Consider the following 19,866-nt stretch of genomic DNA (forward strand, 5'->3'; position numbering starts at 1 on the left):
GTATGCCGAGGCGGCTCAGAAAGCCCTCGACCTGGCCGAACGCGACCATCTGACGCGGCAGGCGGCCCGGCTCAACTCACGCCGGAGCCGCTGACGCCCAGCCCCTCCCGGCACCCGCGCCCCGCACGCACCGTCCGTCCTGGTACACGGCCCGGACCCGCTCCTTCAGCCCGTCGAAGTCGTACGGATCGCCGTCCACCACCACCAGATCGGCCCGCTTGCCGGGGGCGATGGTCCCGGTCGTGTCGGAGAGTCCGAGGAGGCCCGCCGCGGACGAGGTGGTCGCCGCCAGCACGTCGGCGGGCTTCATCCCGCCCGCCGCCATCAGCGTCAGCTCCTCCAGATTGCGGCCGTGCGGCGCGACGCCCGAGTCCGTCCCCATGGCGATCCGGACGCCCGCCCGCACCGCCTGGGCGAAGGACTCCCGGTGGACGTCGATCACCTCGCGCGCCTTGGCGGCCACGCTGTCCGGCAGGCCGACGCCCGCCGCCACGGCCTCCAATGCCGCGAGCGGGGCGAGCAGTGTGGGCACCAGCCAGGTGCCGGCGTCCAGCATCATCCCGATCGCCTCGTCGTCGAGGAAGACGCCGTGCTCCACGGAGCGGATGCCGGCCCGGACGGCGTTCTTGATGCCGTCGGTGGCCTGGGCGTGGGCCATCACCGGCAGCCCCGCCGACGTCGCCTCGGCGACCAGGACGTCCAGCTCGTCGGGGCGGAAGTGCGCGTGGCGCGGGTTGTCGCGGGGCGAGAGAACCCCGCCGGACGTGCAGACCTTGAGCACGTCCGCGCCCGCGCGGATGATCTCGCGGGCGCGCTTGCGCATCTCCTCCGGACCGTCCACGACGCCGTCCGGCCGGCCCGCGTGCGGGGGGAACAGGGGGACGCAGGCCCCGGAGGGCAGCAGGCCGTCGTTGTGCCCGCCGGTCTGGCTGAGGATGGTGATCGCGATGCGCAGCCGGGGCCCCTCGATCAGCCCGTCCTCCACGGCCTGCCGCATCCCGAGGTCGGCGCCGCCCGCGTCGCGCACGGTCGTGATGCCGCACTCCAGGGTGAGGGCCAGATTGCGCACCGCCTCGAAGTAGCCGTAGGAGAACGGCCGATGGGCGAGCCGGTCGCCCATCCATCCGGAGAAGGTCGTATGGACGTGGCAGTCGATGAAGCCGGGCAGCACGGTGAGCCCGGTGACATCGATCCGTTCGTCGCCGTCGAGTCCCGTGCCCACGTCGAGGATCCGGCCGTCCTCGACGACGATGTCGCCGTCCGCGATCTCGGCCCCGGTCCCGTCGAACACCCGGCCGCCGCTCAGCAGAGTCCTGGTCACGCGCGCCCCTCCGCCCTTCACTCGTCGCCGTCCCCCATCGGTGCCTACCCAACCCTGCCGGGGGAGCAGTGCCCCTGAAATCGGTTGCGGTGCGGAGGGTGGGCCGGGTGAGGTGGAGGGGTGGGAGGTGCTACGGAGATCGTGAACGGCACCGGGACCGGCGCCGGTACGCGGACCGGGACCGTGAGCGGTCGTGCGCCCGGGCGGAGACCGGGTGCGTGGCGGAGGCCGGCGGTGCTGGGGGCCCTGATGCTGGCCGCCTTCACCTTCAACACCGTGGAGAACCTGCCGGTCGGCCTGCTCCAGCTCATCTCGGACAGCCTTCGGGTCCCGGTCTCGGCGGTCGGTCTCCTGGTCACGGGCTACGGCGTGACGGTCGCCCTCACGTCCGTGCCGATCGCCCATGTCGTGCGCGCCGTGCCCCGGCGCCATGCGCTCACCGGGCTGCTGGCCGCGCTCGTGGTGTCGAGTCTGGGCGCGGCGCTGGCGAGCTCCTACTGGCTGCTGCTCGGCGCGCGCCTGCTGACCGCGCTCGCCCAGGCCCTGTTCTGGGCCGTGATGGGACCGGTGGCGGTGGGCCTGTTCGCGCCCGAGGTGCGCGGGCGGGTGGTCGGGGCGCTGTCCGTCGCGGGTTCGCTCGCCCTCGTGCTCGGGGTGCCCGCCGGTACTTGGCTGGGCCGGCAGCACGGCTGGCAGACGGCGGTCGCGGTGCCGGCGGTGCTGGGCTCGGTCTCCCTCGTCACCATCGCCCTGCTGCTGCCGACCTCGCGTCCGCAGGACGAGCCCGCCGCCTACGGGACCGGCCCCGACCGCCGGCACTTCGCGACCGTCCTCGCGGCCGGAACCCTGTCCGCCACGGGTGCCTTCGCGGGATTCACCTACCTCGCGAAGTTCCTGGACGACGTGGGCGGATTCGCCGCGGGCACGGCCGACGCGCTGTTCGTGGTCTTCGGCGTCGCCTGCCTGGCCGGGGTGACCGTCACCGGGATGCTCCTCGACCGCTTCCCGCGCGCCGCGCTGCCCGCCGCCGTGGCCACGCAGGCGGTGGGCATGCTCGGGCTGTACGCGACCGGCACCGAACCGGTGGCGACGGTCGTGTTCCTGGTGCTGATGGGCGGCGCGCTCGGGCCGGTGTTCATGACCACCCAGCACGAGATGCTGCACTGCGCCCCGGGCCGCACGGACATCGCGCTGGCGGCGAACTCCGGTGCGTACAACGCCGGTATCGCGGCGGGCGCGGCGCTCGGTGGTCTGGTCCTGGCCCTGGTGGACGTACGGACCGCCTTCCTTGCGGGCGGGTTGTCGACGACGGCGGCCTGCGCGGTGCTGCTCATGCGTCCTGCGCATAGGACATGAGGTCTACGTGGTAGCTTGCGCTTCGTGGGTATGAATCTTGAGGAGCGCGTGCGATCCGCCGTGGCGGCACTCCTGCACGCGACGGGCGAGTCGCAGACCGAACTCGCCGCCACCTTGGGAGTCAGCCAGGCCCAGGTGAGCCGTCGCCAGTCCGGCAGCGCGACGTGGAGCCTGACCGACTGCGAGACGGTCGCCGCGCACTACGGCATCGACGCACTCGACCTGCTGGCGGGACCCACCCGGGCCACCGAGGCACTTCCCGCGAAGCGCCGCCGCGCTGCCGGCCGTCAGGCCGGCACCGTGTCTCCAACATCCGGGCAGAGCAAGGGAGTTGGCGCAGGGGACGGAGAAGTGGCATGACCGACTTCGACGCGATCGACGCCCTGCTCGCCGGGGCCAAGAAGGAGGTCCCGCTGCCGCCCGTGGAGGAGCGGCGCGCCCTGCGGGAAGAACTCAACCTCTCGCGTGCCCAGGTCGCCCAGGTCCTGGGCGTCGGCCCGTCCACGGTCGGCGGCTGGGAGTCGGGACGGGACCCGAGCGGGGAAGTGCGGGAGAAGTACGCGTACTTCCTGGAGGGGGCGCGGACCAAGCTGGCGGCCGAGGCCGAGGCCGAGGTCGAGGCGAATGCGGAAGCCGAAGCGGCGGTTGAGGTCGAGGCCGAAACCCAGGACGAGTCGGCGTCGGCAGATGTGCCCGACGACGTCGACGTGCTCGCCGAGCCCCGGCCCTGCGTGCTGTGCGGGCAGCCCGCGCAGCATCAAGTCGCCGGTTTCCCACAGCACTTGGACCCCAGCGAGTGCGGCGCGGCCGATCCCGTACGACCGGAGGAGGCACCCGCGCCGACGCCGAGCACGCAGGTCAAGGTCGTGCCCGTCGGCCGTCGTATGCGGACCGCCGACAGTCCCGATCTGATCGGCTCCGCCGTCGCCGCGGCGCTCGCCGAGCACGACGGGGATGTCGAGGCGGCGACCCGTGCGCTGGTGAAGAGGGCGATCCCGGACGCGATGGCGCTGCTGGACCACAGCCGCAAGGGCGGGCGCTACGACGTGATCGCGCACCCGTGGCTGCCGGACATCCTGCAGAAGCAGTCCTCTCGCGGCGCCGACCAGATCTGGGAGGCCCGGCCCAAGTGGAGCAGGCCCGAACTGCCGCCCGGCCGGCACGAGGTGACCGCGCTCGACGTCAACGGCGCCTATCTGAGCGCCCTCAAGACCCATCTCCCGCTCGGTCGCCTGGAACACTCCACCGGAGACCACCACGACCGCCGCCGCTCCGGCGTCCACCTGATCACCCCGCCCGCGTGGGACCACGACGCCCATCTGCCCAACCCGATCGGCAGCCGGGACGAACCGGGCCCGCTGTGGGTGACGGAACCGACGCTGCGCCTGCTGCTGCGGGTGTCGGATCCGAAGTACGGCCTGTGCGACCGCCCGGTGATCCACGAGTCGTGGACCTCGGGGGCGACGGAGGGGCTGCTGGAGAAGTTCCGTGTCGCGCTCAAGGACGCCCGGGACCGGGCGATCGCGCACGACGACGAGGTGACGCTCGAGTACGTCAAGGCGATGTACTCGAAGTTCGTCTCCACGCTGGGGGAGTCGAACTACAACCGCGAGCTGTACCGCACCGACTGGATGCACCTCATCCGCTCGCAGGCTTTCGCGAACCTGTGGTGGAAGGCCCACCGGGCCTACGACCAGGGCCTGTTGGTGGTCCGCGCGATGGGCACCGACGAGTTGCACGTCATCGGCGACTGGCGGGCGGTGTTCCCCGAGGGCCGGGGGGTCACCGAGGTAAAGGTCAAGGACGTCTACGACGTGGGTGCCACCGGCTCGTCCCTGCGGAGATGACTGTCGGGGGCGGCGAAACGGAGTTCGGCGGCGGTGGCGTAACCCGTGTTCGTCAACGCGCACCATGACGGATGTGTACTGCGCCCCGTGAAGCACTGTCCGTATGTCCTGAACTCCCCGCCCCCGGGGCGCGGTCGGGCCGACCGGTGTTCCGGGCGCCCCGACCGCCGTGTGCCGACGGGCAGGATCAGCCGCCGCGCGTGAAGAGCTTGTGCCGGGTGGTGCCGGAGGAGCAGAGCTTCTTCTCCGCGGCCGTCATCTTGCGGGCGTCGGCCACGACCGCGTTGTGCTTGCCGTCCGTGCCGTTCGCGGCGGGGCCGGTGACCACGTCCGGCACGAACCAGTAGTAGTGGCCCCACTTGCGGTCGTCGTAGTGCGTCTGCCAGGTGCCGGATATCTGCTGCATCACCTGGGCGCGGGAGATCCAGCCGACCTCTCCCGGCTGCACGGTCACCGTGTAGGAGCTGGTCTCCGTGTGCGAGCTCTGCCAGGTGTAGTTGTACGTCGCGGTCACGCTGGCGGTGATGATCCCCTCGATGCCACCGCCGACGGTGATCGAGCCGCCCACCGAGTGGGAGGAACCCACCGTGTCGGCCCATGACAGTGACTGGGAGGCGGGCGACGAGGTGCAGTTGTAGAGCAGTTCGGAGACCTGGCGGGGCCGGCCCAGGTAAGCCTCGCCCAGCTGTGGCGAGTTGAAGCTGCACTTGCCGTCCCCGGAAGCGCAGTCGGCCATGATCTGCTCGGAGGTGGGCTGGTCCTCGGCCGCGGCGGGCACGGCCGCCGCGACGGTGCCGAGCGCGGTCGCCGTCAGTGCCAGAACGCGGCCGCCGTGCCGCAGGGCGCGGGTCAATGTCATCTTTGGTGCCTTTCAACCGTACGTGGGGGGACGGTGACCACTGCGCACCCTGATTGTGGCGGGGCTGTGGTCACCGCCTGATGCCCACGAGGCTCACGTAAAAGATGGCCCAGCTACACCAAGAACCGGTAAAGTTGTAGTTGATTGTGTAATTGATGATCAGTCATATTCCTTTGTCCAGCTTTGAATTGGCACGGCGTCGGGGAGGCGGCCATGTCGGTCGAGCAGCAGAAGAAGAAGGCACCGTGGCTTCCGCCGCGCTGGTTCATCCGGACGGCCTGGCATGTGCACCGGGGCATCTACCGGCTGTTCGGCGGCCGGCTCGGCCTGTGGCGGCCGCGTCCCGACAAGTGGGGCACCCTGCGCCTGACCACCACCGGCCGTCGCACCGGCCGGCAGCGCAGCGTCATCGTCGCGTACGTCGAGGACGGCCCTCGGCTGGTCACCCTGGCCATGAACGGCTGGGGCGAGTCCGAGCCCGCATGGTGGCTCAACCTGCAGGCCCGTCCGGACGCGACGGTCGATCTGGTCGGCGGACGGCGCCAGGTGCGGGGCCGTGCCGCGACGGGCGACGAGCGGACCCGGCTCTGGGCCCGCTGGCGTGAGATCGACACCAACCTGGACGCGTTCGCGGCGCTAAGGTCGTCCGAGACAGCGGTGGTGATCCTGGAGCCCACGACCCGGGACGCCGAGCAGCAGACCGGGTGAGCTTCAGGGGGGCGGCATGAGGGAGACGTATCTGGCACTGGGCGACGGCCGGAGACTGCATGTCTACGACACCGCCGCCGACGGCTCCGACCACCGCCCTGTCGTCCTCTGGCATCACGGCACGCCGAACATCGGCGCCCCGCCCGAGCCGCTGTTCCCGCTGTCCGAACGGCTCGGCATCCGCTGGGTGTCGTACGACCGGCCCGGCTACGGCGGATCCACGCCCCGGCCCCGCCGCGACATCGCCTCGGCCGCGGCCGATGTGGCCGCTGTCGCCGACGAGTTGGGCATCCAGCGGTTCGCGGTCATGGGGCACTCCGGAGGTGCTCCGCACGCCCTGGCCTGCGCCGCCCTGCTGCCCGATCGCGTCCTCGCCGTGGCCGGCATGGCGGGACTGGCGCCCTTCGGGGCCGCCGGGCTCGACTGGTTCGCGGGCATGTCCGACTCCAGCCTCGACTCCCTGCGGGCCGCCGCCGCGGGCCGCGCCGCGAAGGAGGCCCGGGAGGCGTCCGCCGAGTACGACCCGGAGATGTTCACCCCGGCCGATCACGCCGCCCTGTCCGGTGACTGGTCCTGGTTCGGCGATGTGGTCGCACCCGCCCTGGAGGCGGGCCCCGGCCCGCTGATCGACGACGACCTGGCCTACGTCGCCCCCTGGGGCTTCGACCCCGGGCAGGTCAAGGTGCCGGTCCTCCTGGTGCACGGCAAGAGCGACCGCGTCGTGCCGAGCTCCCACAGCCGGTGGCTCGCGGGCCAACTGCCGTCGGCGGAACTGCGGTTGATCCCGGACGCCGGACACATCTCCGTGCTGGACGAGAGCGCGAACGCCCTCGCATGGCTCGCGGGGCACCTCACGCCCTGACGGTACCGGCGCGCCCCGCCGTCAGGATCCGGAGCGGGACGCGTGGCGGGCCAGTTCCGTGGCCAGGCGCCGCATGACCTCGCGGTTGGCGCGCCGCATCACGGCCCGTACGACGGGAGCCAGCAGCCGGTCGGCGAGAGGGGCGCGCTCCCAGGCGTACGTGAACGCGACGCGGCTGCCGCCCGTCGGCAGCGGCTCGACGGTGTAGGTGCCGTGGGCCGCCCGCCGGCCGGCCGCGCTGACGTTGCGCTCGACGATGCGCCGCGGTGCCTCGGCCTCGACGACCTCGATCGTGACCTCGGTCTTCGTGCCTCCCAGCGCCGCGGTGACCGTGGCCCGCGCGCCGATGCCACGGTCGGGGCCGTCGTAGCGCCAGTCGGTCAGGTAGTGGTCGGTGAACCGCTCGTGGTGCGCCATGACGTCGAGGAAGTCGTAGACCTGCTCGGGCGTCTGCGGCACGTCGGTCGACACGGTGACAGGCTTCATGTACCACACGGTACATGCGGGGTGTACCGATTGGTACACTCGCGACGTGGCGAGCACGGAGGACACGCAACCCGAGGACCGGACCGGGCGTGGCGCGGAGGGGGACCGGCGCGCACAACTGCTGGACGCGGCCGTCGAGTTCGTGGCGGACCACGGCATCGCGGACCTGAGCCTGCGCCGTCTGGGCGCCGCGATCGGCGTCAGCCACCGCATGCTGATCCACTACTTCGGCACCAAGGAGAGGCTGCTCGTCGAGATCGTCCGGACCTCGGAGCGGCGCCAGCGCGAGCTGCTGTCCCGACTGCGCCTGGAGCCCGGCCTCTCACCCGCCGACGCCGCCCGGCTGCTGTGGCGCCGGCTCACCGACCCCCGACTGGCCGGTCAGGAACGGCTGTTCTTCGAGATCTACGGCCACGCACTGCGGGGCCGCCCCGAGGCCGTCCCGCTGCTCGACGGACTCGTGACGGACTGGCTGGAGCCGCTGGTGGCCGCCGAGGTCGCCGCCGGGGCCGATCCGGACGCGGCCCGCAGCCGCGCCAGGCTGGGCCTCGCCACGGTACGCGGCCTCCTGCTGGACCTGCTCGCCACCGGTGACCGCGCCGGCGTCGACGCGGCCATGGAGGAGTTCCTCCGGCTGTACTACGGCTCGGACTGACGGCGCGCGACCCGCTAGAGCTCGCCGATCACCTCGGCGCGCAGCACGGAGTACATCACCATGTCGCGCCATCTGCCGTTGCGGAAACAGGCGCCCCGGAGCACTCCCTCACGGGTGAACCCCGCCCATTCCAGGGCCCGTTGCTCGGCGATGTTCACGATCTCGGTGCCGGCCTCGATGCGGTTGACCTGCGTGTGGGCGAAGAGGTACTCGACGAGCCGGCGCTGCGCCTGCTTGCCGTAGCCCTTGCCGCGTTCGGCGGTCAGCAGGGAGATGCCGATGTTCCAGCAGGGCGACTTCGGGCCTTGCAGGACCTCGTGCCACTGCACCTCGCCGACGAACCGGTTGTCGTCGCCCGCGACGGTCAGGCGTCCGCCCTTGTCGGAGATGAATCCCTGGTCGGCCCACTGGCGGCGGAGCAGGCCGGGGTTGCGGTATCCGAAGAAGCCCAGCTCGCCGGCCTCGGCGCTGTCCTCATGGAGGCGCTCGAGCAGGTCGAGGTCCTTCTCGGCGACGGGGCGCAGGTGAACGTGATCAGGCACGTGTCCAAGGCTAGGTGCTGCGCCGCAATTGATCTAGGTGGCCGCAGGGTCGGGACCGTGCGCACGCCGACCCCCCGGCCGGCCGGCGGCCGACCATGTCCTGGTGGGTTCGAACGTCGGCACCAGGAGCGGGTCGTTGAACGCCGTGATGCGGGCGATCCGGGAGCCGATCGGCGTCAGGACCTGGACGCCGTACGCCGCGCGGTGGCCGTCGGCCGTGTTCCGGTGGACGACGACGGCGGGCAGGCCGTTGGCCCGCGTGGGCGACAGCCGCCACCGGCCCGCGTGCAGCACCCGGCGGGCCAGGAACCCGGCCACCGCGTCACGCCCGGTGAACCAGGTCGGGATCGGCGGCATCCCCATCTCGACGTCCGCTCTGAGCAGTTGGACGAGCGCCCCGGTATCGGCCCGGGTGAAGGCGTCGACGTAGCCGTCGAGGAGGGTGCGCAGGGCCTGCTCGTGGGGTTCGGTGAGGTCGTCCTCGACCGGTCCCGCCGCGGCCAGGCGGCTGCGGGCACGGCGCAGGGTGCTGTCCACGGCCGCTGGGGTCGTGGACAGCATCTCGGCGACCTCGGCCGTCCGGAACGCCAGCACGTCCCGCATGGTCAGCACGGCCCGCTGCCGCGCGGGCAGGAACTGGAGTGCCGCGATGAAGGCGAGCCGCACTCCGCTGCGCGCGGCCACGGTCGTCGCGGGGTCGTCACCGCCGAAGAGCGCGTCCGGCGCCGGCTGGAGCCACGCCACCCCCGGCTCCCGGTCGGCCATGGCCACCCGGTGGTCCTCGGACGGGGCACCCAGCCCCGAGGGAAGGGGCCGCCGCCCGCGCGTCTCCAGTGCCGTGAGACAGGCCATGGTGGCGATCTTGTAGAGCCAGCGGCGCAGCGTGGAGCGGCCCTCGAAGCGGTCGTACGCACGCCACGCCCGCAGATAGGTCTCCTGGACCAGGTCCTCGGCGTCATGGATCGAACCGAGCAGGCGGTAGCAGTGCGCGAGCAGTTCCGGCCGGAACGGCTCGGTGAGCGCGGTGAATTCGTCCGATGCCGGCATGGCGCCTTCCTCGGGTGGGGTCGGCCGGGGGTGTGGTCAGCCGAGCGGCTGCAGGCCGGCACCGCTGATCCGGTACTCCGCCGCACTGCCGGGGTCGGCGGCGAGATCGGTCACGGCCTTGGCGACCTGTTCCGGGATGAGCAGCGGCGGCAGGCCCGCCACGAAGGTGTCCCGGTCGACGCCCTGCCGCGCGGCGTACCCCGCGACTCCGGCCGAGCCGAGTGCGGTCGCCGGGGTGAGCTGCGGAAACAGGGTGACGAAGCGGATGCCGAGGCCGGCCCTGCGGGACTCCTCCGCCGCGTATCCGGTCAGGTACCGGACGGCCGCCTTGGCACTGGCGTAGCCGCCGCTGAGCGGCGATCCGGCCAGTACGGCGCCGCTGGAGAGGGCGACGACCGCGCTGCCGGGGGCCAGTGGCTCCCGTAGCGCCGCGCTCGTCCAGACGAAGGCGTGCCGGGTGTCGGTGTGCCAGTTGCGGCTGAAGGTCTCCCAGGTCTGCTCGTGCAGGGGCGCCATGTGCGGGATGGCCCCGGCGTTGAGCACCAGCAGGCCGGGGCGGTGGTCGTGGACGACCCGCTGTGCGACGGACTCGTCGGTGGCGTCGGCGGTCAGGGGGGTGAAGCCGTCGCCGAGCTCGTCGCGTACGGCCTTCAGGTCGCCCTCGGTGCGGGCGATGCCGACGACGCGGGTGCCCGCGGCGACGAGCGCGGCGCTGATCGCGCGCCCGAAGCCGCGGCCGGCACCGGTGACGACGGCTGTGTGCAGGGGATCGGACATCAGGTTCTCCCGGGGCGATGGTCTCGTGCGTGCGGGTTTGGGTCGGATATCAGGACCAGCCGCCACCGGGAAAACCGTCACCGCGACCGACCTTAAGTGTGCGACATAGGTCACATGGCTCGGTTGCGTGCCGTCCGAGGTCGGTCCCTCCGGCCACGTCTCAGATCTGCGCCGGCAGCCCGAACCGTCGTACGAGATCGGCGTCGTGGAACGCCGTGACCTCGGCGATCGCCGGGCCGCGCAGGGTGAGGACGTCGACGCTGAAGGCGCGGCCGTCCACGTACTTCGCGAAGCCGGGCTGGCCGTTGGCCCGCAGCGGGAGCAGGCGGAAGCTCCGGCCGGGCATCCGGGCCCTGAGCAGGCGTTCGACCTGGTCGCGGCCGGCGAACCAGGACGGGTTGGGCGGCATCTGCCAGACCGCGTCCTCGGTGAGCAGCCGGGTGAGCGCGGGGATGTCGGCCCGGGTGAAGGCGTCGGCGTAGCGGTCGAGCAGGTCCCGCTGCTCCTGCTCGTCCGGCTCGGTGATCTCGTCGATGGCCGGGGCCAGCCGCTCCAGCCGGGCCCGGGCGCGCTGGAGCGTGCTGTGCACGGCGGCCGGGGAGATCCCGAGGACGTCGGCGGCCTCCTCCGCCGACCAGGCCAGCACGTCCCGCAGGATGAGCACCGTCCGCTGCTGCGGCGGCAGGTGCTGCAGGGCGGCGATGAGTGCCAGTCGCAGACCGGCCCGCCCGGCCACGATGGCCGCGGGATCGGCGCGCTCGTCGGGGATCGGCTCCAGCCAGGGGATCTCCGTGTCCCTGCGGCCCAGCGGGACCGGGTCGGCGGTGGGGGCGCCCAGTCCGGCGGGCAGCACCCGGCGGCTGCCGTGCCGCAGGGCGTTGAGGCAGGCGTTGGTGGCGATGCGGTACAGCCAGGTGCGCAGCGAGGCGCGGCCCTCGAAGTCGCCGTAGGACCGCCAGGCCCGCAGATAGGTCTCCTGCACCAGGTCCTCGGCGTCCTGCACCGACCCCAGCATCCGGTAGCAGTGGGTCAGCAGTTCACGCCGCAGCGGCCCGGTCAGGCGGACGAACTCGTCATGCTGCTGTTCGATCACGGTCACTCGATTGTCCTCCCTTTCTTGTGCAGACCCCTCGGGCCGCCGGAATTCGTCGGGCCGGGCCCGGCCAATCGCGGCCGGCCGCCGGTCGGTACGGGCATGGACAGAAAATGGGTTCTGGGGCTCGCCTCCGCGGCCTCGGTGATGGTGGCGCTCGACGCCACGGTGGTGACGACGGCGCTCAGCCGGATCCGGCTGGATCTGGGCACGTCGATCGAACAGCTCGAGTGGACGGTGAACGCCTACAGCCTGAGCTTCGCGGTCCTGCTGATGACCGGGGCCGTGCTCGGCGACCGGTTCGGGCGCCGGCGGATCTTCACCGCCGGGCTGGCGCTGTTCACGGCGGCCTCCGCCGCGTGCGCGCTCGCGCCGGGCGTGGGCTGGCTGATCGCGGCGCGGGCCGTGCAGGGTGCCGGCGCCGCGCTGGTGATGCCGCTCGCGATGGCGCTGCTCAGCGCCGCCTATCCGCCGCCCGAGCGGCCCCGGGCGCTGGGACTGTTCGCCGGCCTGACCGGGCTCGCGGTGGTCGGCGGTCCGGTGGTGGGCGGCGCCGTCACGCAAGGGCTGGCCTGGCAGTGGATCTTCTGGCTGAACCTGCCGATCGGCCTGACCGTCATCCCGCTGGTGCTGCGCCGGGTCCCGGAGAGCCGGGGCGCCGCGGGCCGCGTGGACGGCGGCGGGCTGGTGCTGGTCACGGGCGCCGCGCTGGGCCTGGTGTGGGGGCTGATCCGATCGAACGCGGCCGGCTGGGGGAGCCCGGAGGTGGTCGGGACGCTGAGCGCGGGCGCCGTCTGCGCCGTCGCCTTCGTCGCCTGGCAGCGGGTCGCCGCACGGCCGATGGTGCCGCTGGGCCTCTTCCGGCTCGCCGGTTTCGCCGCGGGCAACGCCGCCGGGGTGTTCCTCTACGCCTCGCTCTACGGGTCCTTGTTCTTCGCGGCGCAGTACTTCCAGACGGGGCGCGGCGACCGGCCGCTGGCGTCCGGGTTGCACCTGCTGGCCTGGACCGCGGCGGTGACGGTCGTGGCGCCCTGGGCGGGACGGCTGACACCCCGTGTCGGTCCGCGGCCGCTCGCGTCGCTCGGGCTGGCCCTGCAGGCGGCCGGAATGGGCTGGCTCGCGCTCGTCGCGACACCGTCCGCGCCGTACTGGGAGCTGATCGGCCCGATGCTCGTCGCCGGAACGGGCGTGAGCATGGCGATGCCGGCCACCCAGACGGCCGTGCTCAACGCGGTCGCCCCCGAGCAGATCGGCAAGGCGTCCGGCGTCTTCAACACTGGGCGGCAGCTGGGCGGGGTCTTCGGGGTCGCCGCACTGGCCCTGGTGTTCGGCAGGTCCGGCGGCTATGCGGGACCGGCGGCCTTCACCGACGGATTCACCGCGGCGATCGCCGTCAGCGGCGCGCTGTCCCTCGCCGGAGCGGCCGTCGCCCTGGCCATTCCGGGCCGCCCGAGGCCCGCCCCGTCGTCCTCGCCCGCCGAACCCGTACTGACGACGAACCGCTGACCTTCCCCGGTCACGCAAGCCCAGGAGGCGCGTCCCGGGAGGTTCCCTCCCAAGTCCGCCCCCGCATGCGCTCGGCCCGCCCGGGCCGCACGCTTGGATCATGGCCACTGACCAGCCCGTCGTCATCTACCCGCCCACCGAGGACGGCGGCCGCCGTGTCCGCATCGGCGACCACTTCGTCGGCCTGGCCTACGGACTCCTCGACGTCGCCGCGTTCGTCCAGGAGGCCGGACTGCAGGACTGGGACGAGATGGAGGTCGCCCGCTCCGCGCTCATCGAGTGGCGGGGCGGCGGCGCGGACGTGTGGAGCACCTGAGCGCCGTAGGCATCCGCGGGAGCGGGAGCGGGAGCGGGAGCGGGAGCGTGCGCGTCAACCCCCCGTGCTCTCCCGCACGATGACCTGGTGGCCGACCACCTCGTCACGCAGCGCCACGGTGTCCGGCGCGTCGATCCGCTCCAGGAGCAGGGACACGGCGGCTCGTGCGATCTCCCGCTTGTCCGGGGCGACGGTGGTCAGGCTGGGCACGCTGAACCGGGAGGCCTCGATGTCGTCGAAGCCGATCACATCGAGCTCGCCCGGCACGGAGTGACCGCGCTCGTGCAGGGCGCGCAGCGCACCCAGCGCCAGGTGGTCGTTGAGGCACAGCAGCGCGTCCGGACGGGGGCCGTGCTCCATCAGCGCGGCCGCGGCCCGGGCCCCGTCCTGCCAGTGGTAGGCCTCGACCGGGACCACCAGGTCCGGCTCGAAGGGCAGGCCGGCCGCCTCCATGGCCTCCCGGTAGCCGTCGGTGCGGAGCCGGTCGGTGCCCTGGCGGCCGCGGACCGCGCCGCCGATCACCGCGATGCGCCGGCGGCCGCGGGAGAGCAGGTGCTCGGTGGCCTCGCGGGCGGCCCGCACGTTGTCGATGCCGACGTGGTCGGTGCCGCCCTCGGCCGGACGCTCGCCGAGCAGCACCACCGGCAGACGGCGGTCCCGGGTGGCGAGGTCGCGCGGGTTGAGGGCGAGCGGGCTGAGGATGACACCGTCGGAGAACTGGGCGTCGAAGCCGTGCAGCGCGGCCAGTTCACGCTCGCGCACCGCGCCGGTCTGATGGATCAGGACCGTCTGCCCGCGCGCGTCGGCCTCGGCCATCACATGCTTGGCCAGCTCGGAGAAGTAGGCCACGTCCAGCTCGGGGACGGCGAGGGTGATCATGCCGGTACGGCCCTGGCGCAGCTGGCGCCCGGCGATGTTCACGCGGTAGCCGAGGGCGTCGATCGCCTCCTGCACGGCGGCGCGGGTCCGCTCCGAGACGTGCTCGAAGTTGTTGATCACGTTGGAGACGGTCTTGGGCGAGACGCCCGCGTACTCCGCCACATCCTTGATCCTGGGTCTGGCCGCCACGCTGTTCATCCTTCCGCCTGCCCGTGATCGTACCGACCGCAAAGAAATCGGTTGCGGGCCGGACCGGTTCTCGCCGACGTATTTACAACGATGTAATCGCCATGGTGACATAGCGCCGCAGCACCCCCGCAGCACCCCCGCAGCACCCCCGGCACCGCATCGGGGCGCACGCCTCGGCTTGGCCTCGAGCCCGAGCCACGGCAGTGCCGCACGGCGCGCGCCCCAGCACCACCTCACGGCGCAAGGAGACCCATGCCCTTCCCCCGTCCCTCGGACCAGCCCCGCCCGGAGTACCCCAGGCCCCAGTTCGTGCGCGAGGCCTGGCTCAACCTCAACGGCGAGTGGCAGTTCGAGATCGACCGGTCCGACACCGGGCTCGAGCGCGGCCTGCGCGAACGCGAGCTCGCGGACCGCATCGTGGTGCCGTTCTGCCCGGAGTCGGCGCTCTCCGGGATCGGCGAGACCGACTTCCTGGAGGCCGTGTGGTACCGGCGCACCGTGACCGTCCCGGACACCTGGACGGACGCGCGGGTGCTGCTGCACTTCGGTGCCGTGGACCACGACACGACCGTGTGGGCCGACGGCGTCGAAGTGGCCCGGCACCGGGGCGGTTTCACCCCGTTCACCGCCGACCTCGGCGAAGTCGCCGTGGCCGGGCGGGAGATGACGATCGTGGTGCGGGCCCGGGACAGCCGGCACGGCGTGCAGGCCCGCGGCAAGCAGGCCACCTGGTACGCCAACTCGCACTGCCACTACACCCGTACGACCGGCATCTGGCAGACCGTGTGGCTGGAGCCGGTCCCGCGGGCCGCCGCCCTCAGGCGCCCGCGCATAACCCCCGACCTGGCCTCCGGCTCCTTCCACCTGGAACTGCCGCTGACGGCCAACCTCCCCGGGCACCGGGTGCGTGCCACCCTCTCCGACGGACAGGGCGTCGTCCTCACCGCCGAGACCCGCGCGGACCTCGATCTCGCGCCCCGCCTGGTGCTCACCGTGCCCGCCGGCCGGCTGCGCCCGTGGTCGCCCGCGGATCCGCACCTGTACGACCTCGGCCTCCAACTCCTCGACTCCGACGGGCAGATCGTGGACGCGGCGGACTCCTACGCCGGGCTGCGCTCGGTCTCGGTCCAGGGCAGGCGGCTGCTGCTCAACGGCGAACCCGTCTTCCAGCGCCTCGTCCTCGACCAGGGCTACTACCCGGACGGCCTGATGACGGCGCCCACCGACGCCGACCTGGTCCGCGACATCGAACTGGGGCTGCGCGCCGGATTCAACGGCGCCCGCCTGCACCAGAAGGTCTTCGAGGAGCGCTTTCTCCACCACGCCGACCGGCTCGGCTACCTGGTCTGGGGCGAGTTCGGCGACTGGGGCTGCGAGATGGGCGCCCGCGACGACAACCAGCGGCCCGACGCCTCGTACGTCACCCAGTGGCTGGAGGCCGTGGAGCGGGACTACTCGCACCCCTCGATCGTCGGCTGGTGCCCGCTGAACGAGACCTACCAGCCGCTGCACGACCGCATCACGCAGCTCGACGACGTCACCCGCGCCATGTTCCTGGCGACCAAGCAGGCCGACGCCACCCGCCCGGTCGTCGACGCCTCCGGCTACGCCCACCGCGTCATGGAGACCGACGTCTACGACTCGCACTGCTACGAGCAGGACCCGGCCGCCTTCGCCAAGACGATGTCCGGGCTCTCCGAGGACCGCCCGTACGTCAACACCGCCCCCGACGGGCGACCTTGGTCGGTGCCCTACCGCGGACAGCCGTACTTCTGCAGCGAGTTCGGCGGCATCTGGTGGGACCCCGAGGCCGCCGCCGCGGCGGGCGACCAGCGCGACGCGTCCTGGGGATACGGCGAACGGCCCCATACGGAAGAGGAGTTCGCGGACCGCTTCGCAGGGCTGACGGGCGTGCTGCTCGACGACCCCGACATGTTCGGCTACTGCTACACCCAGCTCACCGACGTCTTCCAGGAGCGCAACGGCGTCTACCGCTTCGACCGCTCCGACAAGCTCGACGTCGAACGCCTGCACCGGGCCCAGACGCGCCCGGCGGCCTACGAGGGCACCCCGTAGCGGCAGCGTATGCGCAGCAGACACCCCTGCCCGAGATTTACATCGATGTAAGACCGTGTGGCGGCGGCGCATGAGTCACGATCTTCGTGCACCGCCGCCCGTGGAAAGGAGCACCATGACCGGCACACCCGCACCAGTCGGTCCGCCCGGCCCGAGCCGGCGCCGCCTGCTCGGCACCGCGCTCGCCTCCGGAGCCGCGATCCTGGGCGCCGGCGCACTCGCCGGATGCGGGTCCGCGCAGGCCGCGGACGCCTCGACCGTCCGCCTGTGGGACCTGTTCAGCGGCGCCGACGGCGGCCTGCTCAACGACATGGTGCGCGCCGCGGGCCCCGGCATGCCGGGCACGCGCATCGAGCGCACCGTCCTGGAGTGGGGGACGCCGTACTACACCAAGCTCGCCATGGCCTCCGTCGGCGGACGCGGCCCCGACGTCGCCGTCTCGCACATGTCCCGGCTGGCCGGCTACGCGCCCACCGGACTGCTCGACCCCTGGGACCTCGACCAGCTCGCCGCATACGGCGTGCACCGCGACGACTTCACCGACGCCGTGTGGTCGCGCACCCAGTACCGGGGACGCACCTACGCCGTCCCGCTGGACACCCACCCCTTCATCGTCTTCTTCCACCCAGGACCGGCCGCGAAGGCGGGCCTGCTCACCAAGGACGGCACCCTCGACGCCGAGGCGTTCTCCTCGCCCGACCGCTTCCTGGCGGCCGGCAAGGAGCTCGCCAAGGCCTCCGGCAAGCAGGGCATCGCCTTCGGCTACGTGACCGACACCGCCCAGGGCTGGCGGCTGTTCTACGGCCTCTACAAGCAGACCGGCGGTGCCTTCGAGTTGCCGGAGGGCGGGCCCGCCGAGGTCGACGTCGACCGGATGGCCGAGGTCATCGCCTTCATGGCCAAACTCGTCGACGGCAAGGTCAACCCGGGACACCTCGACTACCCCTCGGCCATCGCCGCCTTCTGCAACCGGCAGACCGCGATGATCCTCTCCGGCGAGTGGGAGCTCGGCACCTTCCGCACCGCCGACCCGAAGGTGAACGCGGCCCCCTTCCCGACCGTGTTCGGCACCCCCGCGATCTACGCGGACTCGCACTCCTTCGTCCTGCCCCACCACCCGGACCCCGACCCCGAGCACCGCCGCCGGACCCACCGCGCCGTCGCGGCCCTGCTCAAGGCGGGCCAGATCTGGGCCACCGCAGGCCACATCCCCGCCTACGGACCCGTCACCCGCACCGCCGCCTACCACCGGCTCCAGCCCCAGTCCCACTACGCCCAGGCCCAGGACCACGTCGTCCTGGACCCGGCGGTGTGGTTCGCCGGCGCCGGCTCCGACTTCCAGAACGCCATGTCCCAGGTCCTGCAGCAGGCCCTGCTCGACGGCCTCTCACCCGACCGCGCGGCGCGCGCGATGGTGCGGCGCCTGAACTCCTTCCTCGCCAAGCCCAGCCCGGCCTGACCGACCGCGCACACCTCGCCCAGGAGCACAACGATGTCCTCTCCGCATGCCGCGCCCCGCCCCGGGGCCACGCCCGTGCGCCGAGCGGTCCCGCCCGGCCTGCTGTTCGCGCTGCCCTTCCTCGTCCTGTTCGCCCTCTTCATGGTCTGGCCGCTGGTCCAGGGCCTGTGGACGAGCCTCACGGACCGCTCCCTGTCGGCCCACGCCCCGGACTTCGTCGGCGCCGGCAACTTCACCGAGGCGTTCCAGGACGCCGAGATGTGGCGCTCGCTCGGCCACACCGTCGTCTTCACCCTCATCTCGACCGTGCCGCTGGTGCTGGTCGCGCTGGTGCTCGCCCTGCTCGTGCACACCGGCCTGCCCGGCCAATGGGTGTGGCGGCTGGCCTACTTCGCCCCGTACCTGCTGCCCGTCGGCGTCGTCAGCCTGCTGTGGATGTGGCTGTACCAGCCCGACCTCGGGCTCTACAACCACCTCCTCGACGTGGTCGGCCTGGGGCAGGTCGCCTGGCTCAGTGACGAGTCGGTGGCCATCTGGGCCATCGCCCTGACCACGCTGTGGTGGACGGTCGGCTTCAACTTCCTGCTCTACCTCGCCGCGTTGCAGTCCGTCCCGGACCACCTGTACGAGGCGGCCGCGATCGACGGCGCGGGCGCCTGGCGCCGGCTGTTCTCGATCACCCTGCCGCAGCTCTCCCGCATCACCGTCGTGATCACCGTGCTGCAGATCCTGGCCTCCCTCAAGGTCTTCGACCAGGTCTACCTGCTCACCAAGGGCGGCCCGAACGGCTCCACCCGCCCGGTCGTCGAGTACATCTACGACGTCGGCTTCACCGGCTACCGGCTCGGTTACGCCTCCGCGATCAGCTACATCTTCTTCGCCCTCGTCCTGATCGCCTCCGCCCTCCAGTACGCCGCCCTCCGCCGCCGGGAGAAGTGACATGACCTCCACCGAGCTGCCCGTCCGCACCGGTCCGACCAAGCAAGCAGCCGGTCCGGTAAGGGAGTTGAGAGTCACCCGCCGTGCCAGGTCCGGGCGCACGAACCTGACCCTCGGCGAGAGCCGGCTCAGCCGCGCGCTCGCCCTCGCAGCCCTGACCGTCCTGGCCGTGGTGTGGCTGCTGCCGATGTCGTGGGCGCTGCTGACGGCGTTCAAGTCGGAGGCCGACGCCAGCGATCCGGCGCACTGGTTCTGGCCCCGGCACGGCTTCACCCTGCACGGCTTCAGCACCGTGTGGGAGCGCGGCGACCTGCCGCTGTGGATGCTGAACAGCCTGCTCATCTCGGCCGCCGTCACGGTGATCACCGTGCTGGTCTCCGCGATGGCCGGATACGCCTTCTCCCGCACCCGCTTCCCCGGACGCCGCCGGCTGTTCATGCTCACCGTGGCGGCCGTGCTGGTGCCGCCGCAGGTGCTGATCGTGCCGTGGTTCCAGCAGATGCTCACCCTCCACCTGCTCGACACCTACGCGGCGGTGATCCTGCCGCAGACCGTGGCGCCCGTGATGGTGTTCATCCTGAAGAAGCACTTCGACTCGCTGCCCCGCGAGCTGGAGGAGGCCGCCCGCATCGACGGCGCGGGCCACTGGCGGATCTTCTGGTCCGTGCTCATGCCGCTGTCCCGCCCGATGCTCGCGGCCGTCGCGATCTTCGTGTTCATCGGGGCCTGGAACAACTTCCTGTGGCCCTTCGTGTCGACGTCCGACCCGAACCTGATGACCCTGCCGGTCGGCATCACCTCGGTGAAGGACGCCTACGGCATTCAGTACGCCCAGACGATGGCCTCCGCCGTGCTGGCGGCCCTTCCGCTCGTCGTGGTCTTCGTGTTCTTCCAGCGACACATCGTCAAGTCCGTGGCCACCACTGGTCTGGGCGGTCAGTGAGGACGC

General features: G+C 72.2%; 20 protein-coding genes and 1 pseudogene. 13 read left to right on the plus strand and 8 right to left on the minus strand.

Annotated features, from left to right (window positions below; translation table 11 throughout):
• Nucleotides 1-94: pseudogene (locus ACFU97_RS25405) on the plus strand (RNA polymerase subunit sigma); the annotation flags it as partial.
• On the opposite strand, the gene ACFU97_RS25410 reads toward ACFU97_RS25405, so the two are convergent.
• Entirely contained in the window at nt 77-1,321 is a 1,245-nt protein-coding gene (locus tag ACFU97_RS25410) for an amidohydrolase family protein (RefSeq protein ID WP_384260521.1), read from the minus strand. The pseudogene ACFU97_RS25405 and the gene ACFU97_RS25410 overlap by 18 nt on opposite strands.
• A gap of 249 nt (nt 1,322-1,570) precedes the next feature.
• On the opposite strand from ACFU97_RS25410, the gene ACFU97_RS25415 reads away from it, so the two are divergent.
• The 3 genes from ACFU97_RS25415 to ACFU97_RS25425 are packed head-to-tail and all read left to right on the plus strand — an operon-like array spanning nt 1,571 to nt 4,524.
• A complete protein-coding gene (locus tag ACFU97_RS25415; protein ID WP_384260626.1) occupies nt 1,571-2,677 on the plus strand; it encodes an MFS transporter in 1,107 nt (368 codons plus the stop codon).
• A 30-nt stretch (nt 2,678-2,707) separates the two neighbouring features.
• Nucleotides 2,708-3,037, plus strand: a complete 330-nt coding sequence (locus tag ACFU97_RS25420; RefSeq protein ID WP_384260629.1) for a helix-turn-helix domain-containing protein — start codon at nt 2,708-2,710, stop codon at nt 3,035-3,037.
• On the plus strand, nt 3,034-4,524 hold the full coding sequence (locus tag ACFU97_RS25425; protein WP_384260523.1) for a helix-turn-helix domain-containing protein: 1,491 nt from the start codon (nt 3,034-3,036) through the stop codon (nt 4,522-4,524). The genes ACFU97_RS25420 and ACFU97_RS25425 overlap by 4 nt, the downstream gene beginning before the upstream one ends.
• Before the next feature lie 187 nt (nt 4,525-4,711).
• Here ACFU97_RS25425 and ACFU97_RS25430 read toward each other — a convergent pair whose 3' ends face one another.
• Complete coding sequence (locus ACFU97_RS25430) at nt 4,712-5,383, minus strand: hypothetical protein (protein ID WP_384260526.1); 672 nt, start codon at nt 5,381-5,383, stop codon at nt 4,712-4,714.
• Nucleotides 5,384-5,596: 213 nt separating this feature from the next.
• Between ACFU97_RS25430 and ACFU97_RS25435 the strand changes: the two genes are divergently transcribed.
• Both ACFU97_RS25435 and ACFU97_RS25440 read left to right on the plus strand, forming a co-directional pair.
• Complete coding sequence (locus ACFU97_RS25435) at nt 5,597-6,091, plus strand: nitroreductase/quinone reductase family protein (RefSeq protein WP_384260528.1); 495 nt, start codon at nt 5,597-5,599, stop codon at nt 6,089-6,091.
• Between the two features lie 16 nt (nt 6,092-6,107).
• Nucleotides 6,108-6,953 (plus strand): alpha/beta fold hydrolase, encoded by an 846-nt coding sequence (locus ACFU97_RS25440; RefSeq protein ID WP_384260530.1) that lies wholly within the window; start codon nt 6,108-6,110, stop codon nt 6,951-6,953.
• 21 nt (nt 6,954-6,974) lie between these two features.
• On the opposite strand, the gene ACFU97_RS25445 is transcribed toward ACFU97_RS25440, so the two are convergent.
• Nucleotides 6,975-7,439, minus strand: coding sequence for an SRPBCC family protein (locus ACFU97_RS25445; RefSeq protein WP_384260533.1), 465 nt, complete (start codon nt 7,437-7,439; stop codon nt 6,975-6,977).
• A 46-nt stretch (nt 7,440-7,485) separates the two neighbouring features.
• On the opposite strand from ACFU97_RS25445, the gene ACFU97_RS25450 reads away from it, so the two are divergent.
• Nucleotides 7,486-8,094: a TetR/AcrR family transcriptional regulator gene (locus ACFU97_RS25450; protein WP_384260536.1), complete on the plus strand. Its 609-nt coding sequence runs from the start codon at nt 7,486-7,488 to the stop codon at nt 8,092-8,094.
• Between the two features lie 14 nt (nt 8,095-8,108).
• Here ACFU97_RS25450 and ACFU97_RS25455 read toward each other — a convergent pair whose 3' ends face one another.
• The 4 genes from ACFU97_RS25455 to ACFU97_RS25470 all read right to left on the minus strand — a co-directional run bounded on the left by ACFU97_RS25455 (nt 8,109) and on the right by ACFU97_RS25470 (nt 11,559).
• A complete protein-coding gene (locus ACFU97_RS25455; protein WP_384260539.1) occupies nt 8,109-8,636 on the minus strand; it encodes a GNAT family N-acetyltransferase in 528 nt (175 codons plus the stop codon).
• Between the two features lie 33 nt (nt 8,637-8,669).
• Entirely contained in the window at nt 8,670-9,683 is a 1,014-nt protein-coding gene (locus ACFU97_RS25460) for an RNA polymerase subunit sigma-70 (protein ID WP_384260541.1), read from the minus strand.
• Between the two features lie 36 nt (nt 9,684-9,719).
• The gene (locus ACFU97_RS25465; RefSeq protein ID WP_384260544.1) at nt 9,720-10,460 is read right to left on the minus strand and encodes an SDR family oxidoreductase; all 741 of its coding nucleotides are present in this window, start codon (nt 10,458-10,460) and stop codon (nt 9,720-9,722) included.
• Nucleotides 10,461-10,620: 160 nt separating this feature from the next.
• Entirely contained in the window at nt 10,621-11,559 is a 939-nt protein-coding gene (locus ACFU97_RS25470) for a sigma-70 family RNA polymerase sigma factor (RefSeq protein ID WP_384260546.1), read from the minus strand.
• Nucleotides 11,560-11,655: 96 nt separating this feature from the next.
• Between ACFU97_RS25470 and ACFU97_RS25475 the strand changes: the two genes are divergently transcribed.
• Entirely contained in the window at nt 11,656-13,059 is a 1,404-nt protein-coding gene (locus ACFU97_RS25475; protein ID WP_384260549.1) for a DHA2 family efflux MFS transporter permease subunit, read from the plus strand.
• A 100-nt stretch (nt 13,060-13,159) separates the two neighbouring features.
• On the plus strand, nt 13,160-13,375 hold the full coding sequence (locus tag ACFU97_RS25480; RefSeq protein ID WP_384260552.1) for a hypothetical protein: 216 nt from the start codon (nt 13,160-13,162) through the stop codon (nt 13,373-13,375).
• Nucleotides 13,376-13,429: 54 nt separating this feature from the next.
• Here ACFU97_RS25480 and ACFU97_RS25485 read toward each other — a convergent pair whose 3' ends face one another.
• Nucleotides 13,430-14,452: a LacI family DNA-binding transcriptional regulator gene (locus ACFU97_RS25485; RefSeq protein ID WP_384260555.1), complete on the minus strand. Its 1,023-nt coding sequence runs from the start codon at nt 14,450-14,452 to the stop codon at nt 13,430-13,432.
• A gap of 243 nt (nt 14,453-14,695) precedes the next feature.
• Between ACFU97_RS25485 and ACFU97_RS25490 the strand changes: the two genes are divergently transcribed.
• The 4 genes from ACFU97_RS25490 to ACFU97_RS25505 all read left to right on the plus strand — a co-directional run bounded on the left by ACFU97_RS25490 (nt 14,696) and on the right by ACFU97_RS25505 (nt 19,860).
• Nucleotides 14,696-16,519, plus strand: coding sequence for a glycoside hydrolase family 2 protein (locus tag ACFU97_RS25490; protein ID WP_384260558.1), 1,824 nt, complete (start codon nt 14,696-14,698; stop codon nt 16,517-16,519).
• Between the two features lie 115 nt (nt 16,520-16,634).
• On the plus strand, nt 16,635-17,978 hold the full coding sequence (locus tag ACFU97_RS25495) for an extracellular solute-binding protein (RefSeq protein WP_384260561.1): 1,344 nt from the start codon (nt 16,635-16,637) through the stop codon (nt 17,976-17,978).
• 33 nt (nt 17,979-18,011) lie between these two features.
• A complete protein-coding gene (locus ACFU97_RS25500) occupies nt 18,012-18,917 on the plus strand; it encodes a carbohydrate ABC transporter permease (RefSeq protein ID WP_384260564.1) in 906 nt (301 codons plus the stop codon).
• A gap of 1 nt (nt 18,918) precedes the next feature.
• A complete protein-coding gene (locus tag ACFU97_RS25505; protein WP_384260567.1) occupies nt 18,919-19,860 on the plus strand; it encodes a carbohydrate ABC transporter permease in 942 nt (313 codons plus the stop codon).
• Nucleotides 19,861-19,866 lie beyond the last annotated feature (6 nt).

Source organism: Streptomyces sp. NPDC057616, from assembly GCF_042800575.1.
Classification (GTDB): Bacteria; Actinomycetota; Actinomycetes; order Streptomycetales; family Streptomycetaceae; genus Streptomyces.

What these genes read in the sequence shown, in the direction of transcription:
- ACFU97_RS25415 (WP_384260626.1), top strand. Translation starts at nt 1,571, where the DNA reads ATGCTGGCCGCCTTCACCTTCAACACCGTGGAGAACCTGCCGGTCGGC.
- ACFU97_RS25420 (WP_384260629.1), top strand. Translation starts at nt 2,708, where the DNA reads ATGAATCTTGAGGAGCGCGTGCGATCCGCCGTGGCGGCACTCCTGCAC.
- ACFU97_RS25425 (WP_384260523.1), top strand. Translation starts at nt 3,034, where the DNA reads ATGACCGACTTCGACGCGATCGACGCCCTGCTCGCCGGGGCCAAGAAG.
- ACFU97_RS25430 (WP_384260526.1), bottom strand. Translation starts at nt 5,383, where the DNA reads ATGACATTGACCCGCGCCCTGCGGCACGGCGGCCGCGTTCTGGCACTG.
- ACFU97_RS25435 (WP_384260528.1), top strand. Translation starts at nt 5,597, where the DNA reads ATGTCGGTCGAGCAGCAGAAGAAGAAGGCACCGTGGCTTCCGCCGCGC.
- ACFU97_RS25440 (WP_384260530.1), top strand. Translation starts at nt 6,108, where the DNA reads ATGAGGGAGACGTATCTGGCACTGGGCGACGGCCGGAGACTGCATGTC.
- ACFU97_RS25445 (WP_384260533.1), bottom strand. Translation starts at nt 7,439, where the DNA reads ATGAAGCCTGTCACCGTGTCGACCGACGTGCCGCAGACGCCCGAGCAG.
- ACFU97_RS25460 (WP_384260541.1), bottom strand. Translation starts at nt 9,683, where the DNA reads ATGCCGGCATCGGACGAATTCACCGCGCTCACCGAGCCGTTCCGGCCG.
- ACFU97_RS25465 (WP_384260544.1), bottom strand. Translation starts at nt 10,460, where the DNA reads ATGTCCGATCCCCTGCACACAGCCGTCGTCACCGGTGCCGGCCGCGGC.
- ACFU97_RS25475 (WP_384260549.1), top strand. Translation starts at nt 11,656, where the DNA reads ATGGACAGAAAATGGGTTCTGGGGCTCGCCTCCGCGGCCTCGGTGATG.
- ACFU97_RS25480 (WP_384260552.1), top strand. Translation starts at nt 13,160, where the DNA reads ATGGCCACTGACCAGCCCGTCGTCATCTACCCGCCCACCGAGGACGGC.
- ACFU97_RS25485 (WP_384260555.1), bottom strand. Translation starts at nt 14,452, where the DNA reads ATGAACAGCGTGGCGGCCAGACCCAGGATCAAGGATGTGGCGGAGTAC.
- ACFU97_RS25490 (WP_384260558.1), top strand. Translation starts at nt 14,696, where the DNA reads ATGCCCTTCCCCCGTCCCTCGGACCAGCCCCGCCCGGAGTACCCCAGG.
- ACFU97_RS25495 (WP_384260561.1), top strand. Translation starts at nt 16,635, where the DNA reads ATGACCGGCACACCCGCACCAGTCGGTCCGCCCGGCCCGAGCCGGCGC.
- ACFU97_RS25500 (WP_384260564.1), top strand. Translation starts at nt 18,012, where the DNA reads ATGTCCTCTCCGCATGCCGCGCCCCGCCCCGGGGCCACGCCCGTGCGC.
- ACFU97_RS25505 (WP_384260567.1), top strand. Translation starts at nt 18,919, where the DNA reads ATGACCTCCACCGAGCTGCCCGTCCGCACCGGTCCGACCAAGCAAGCA.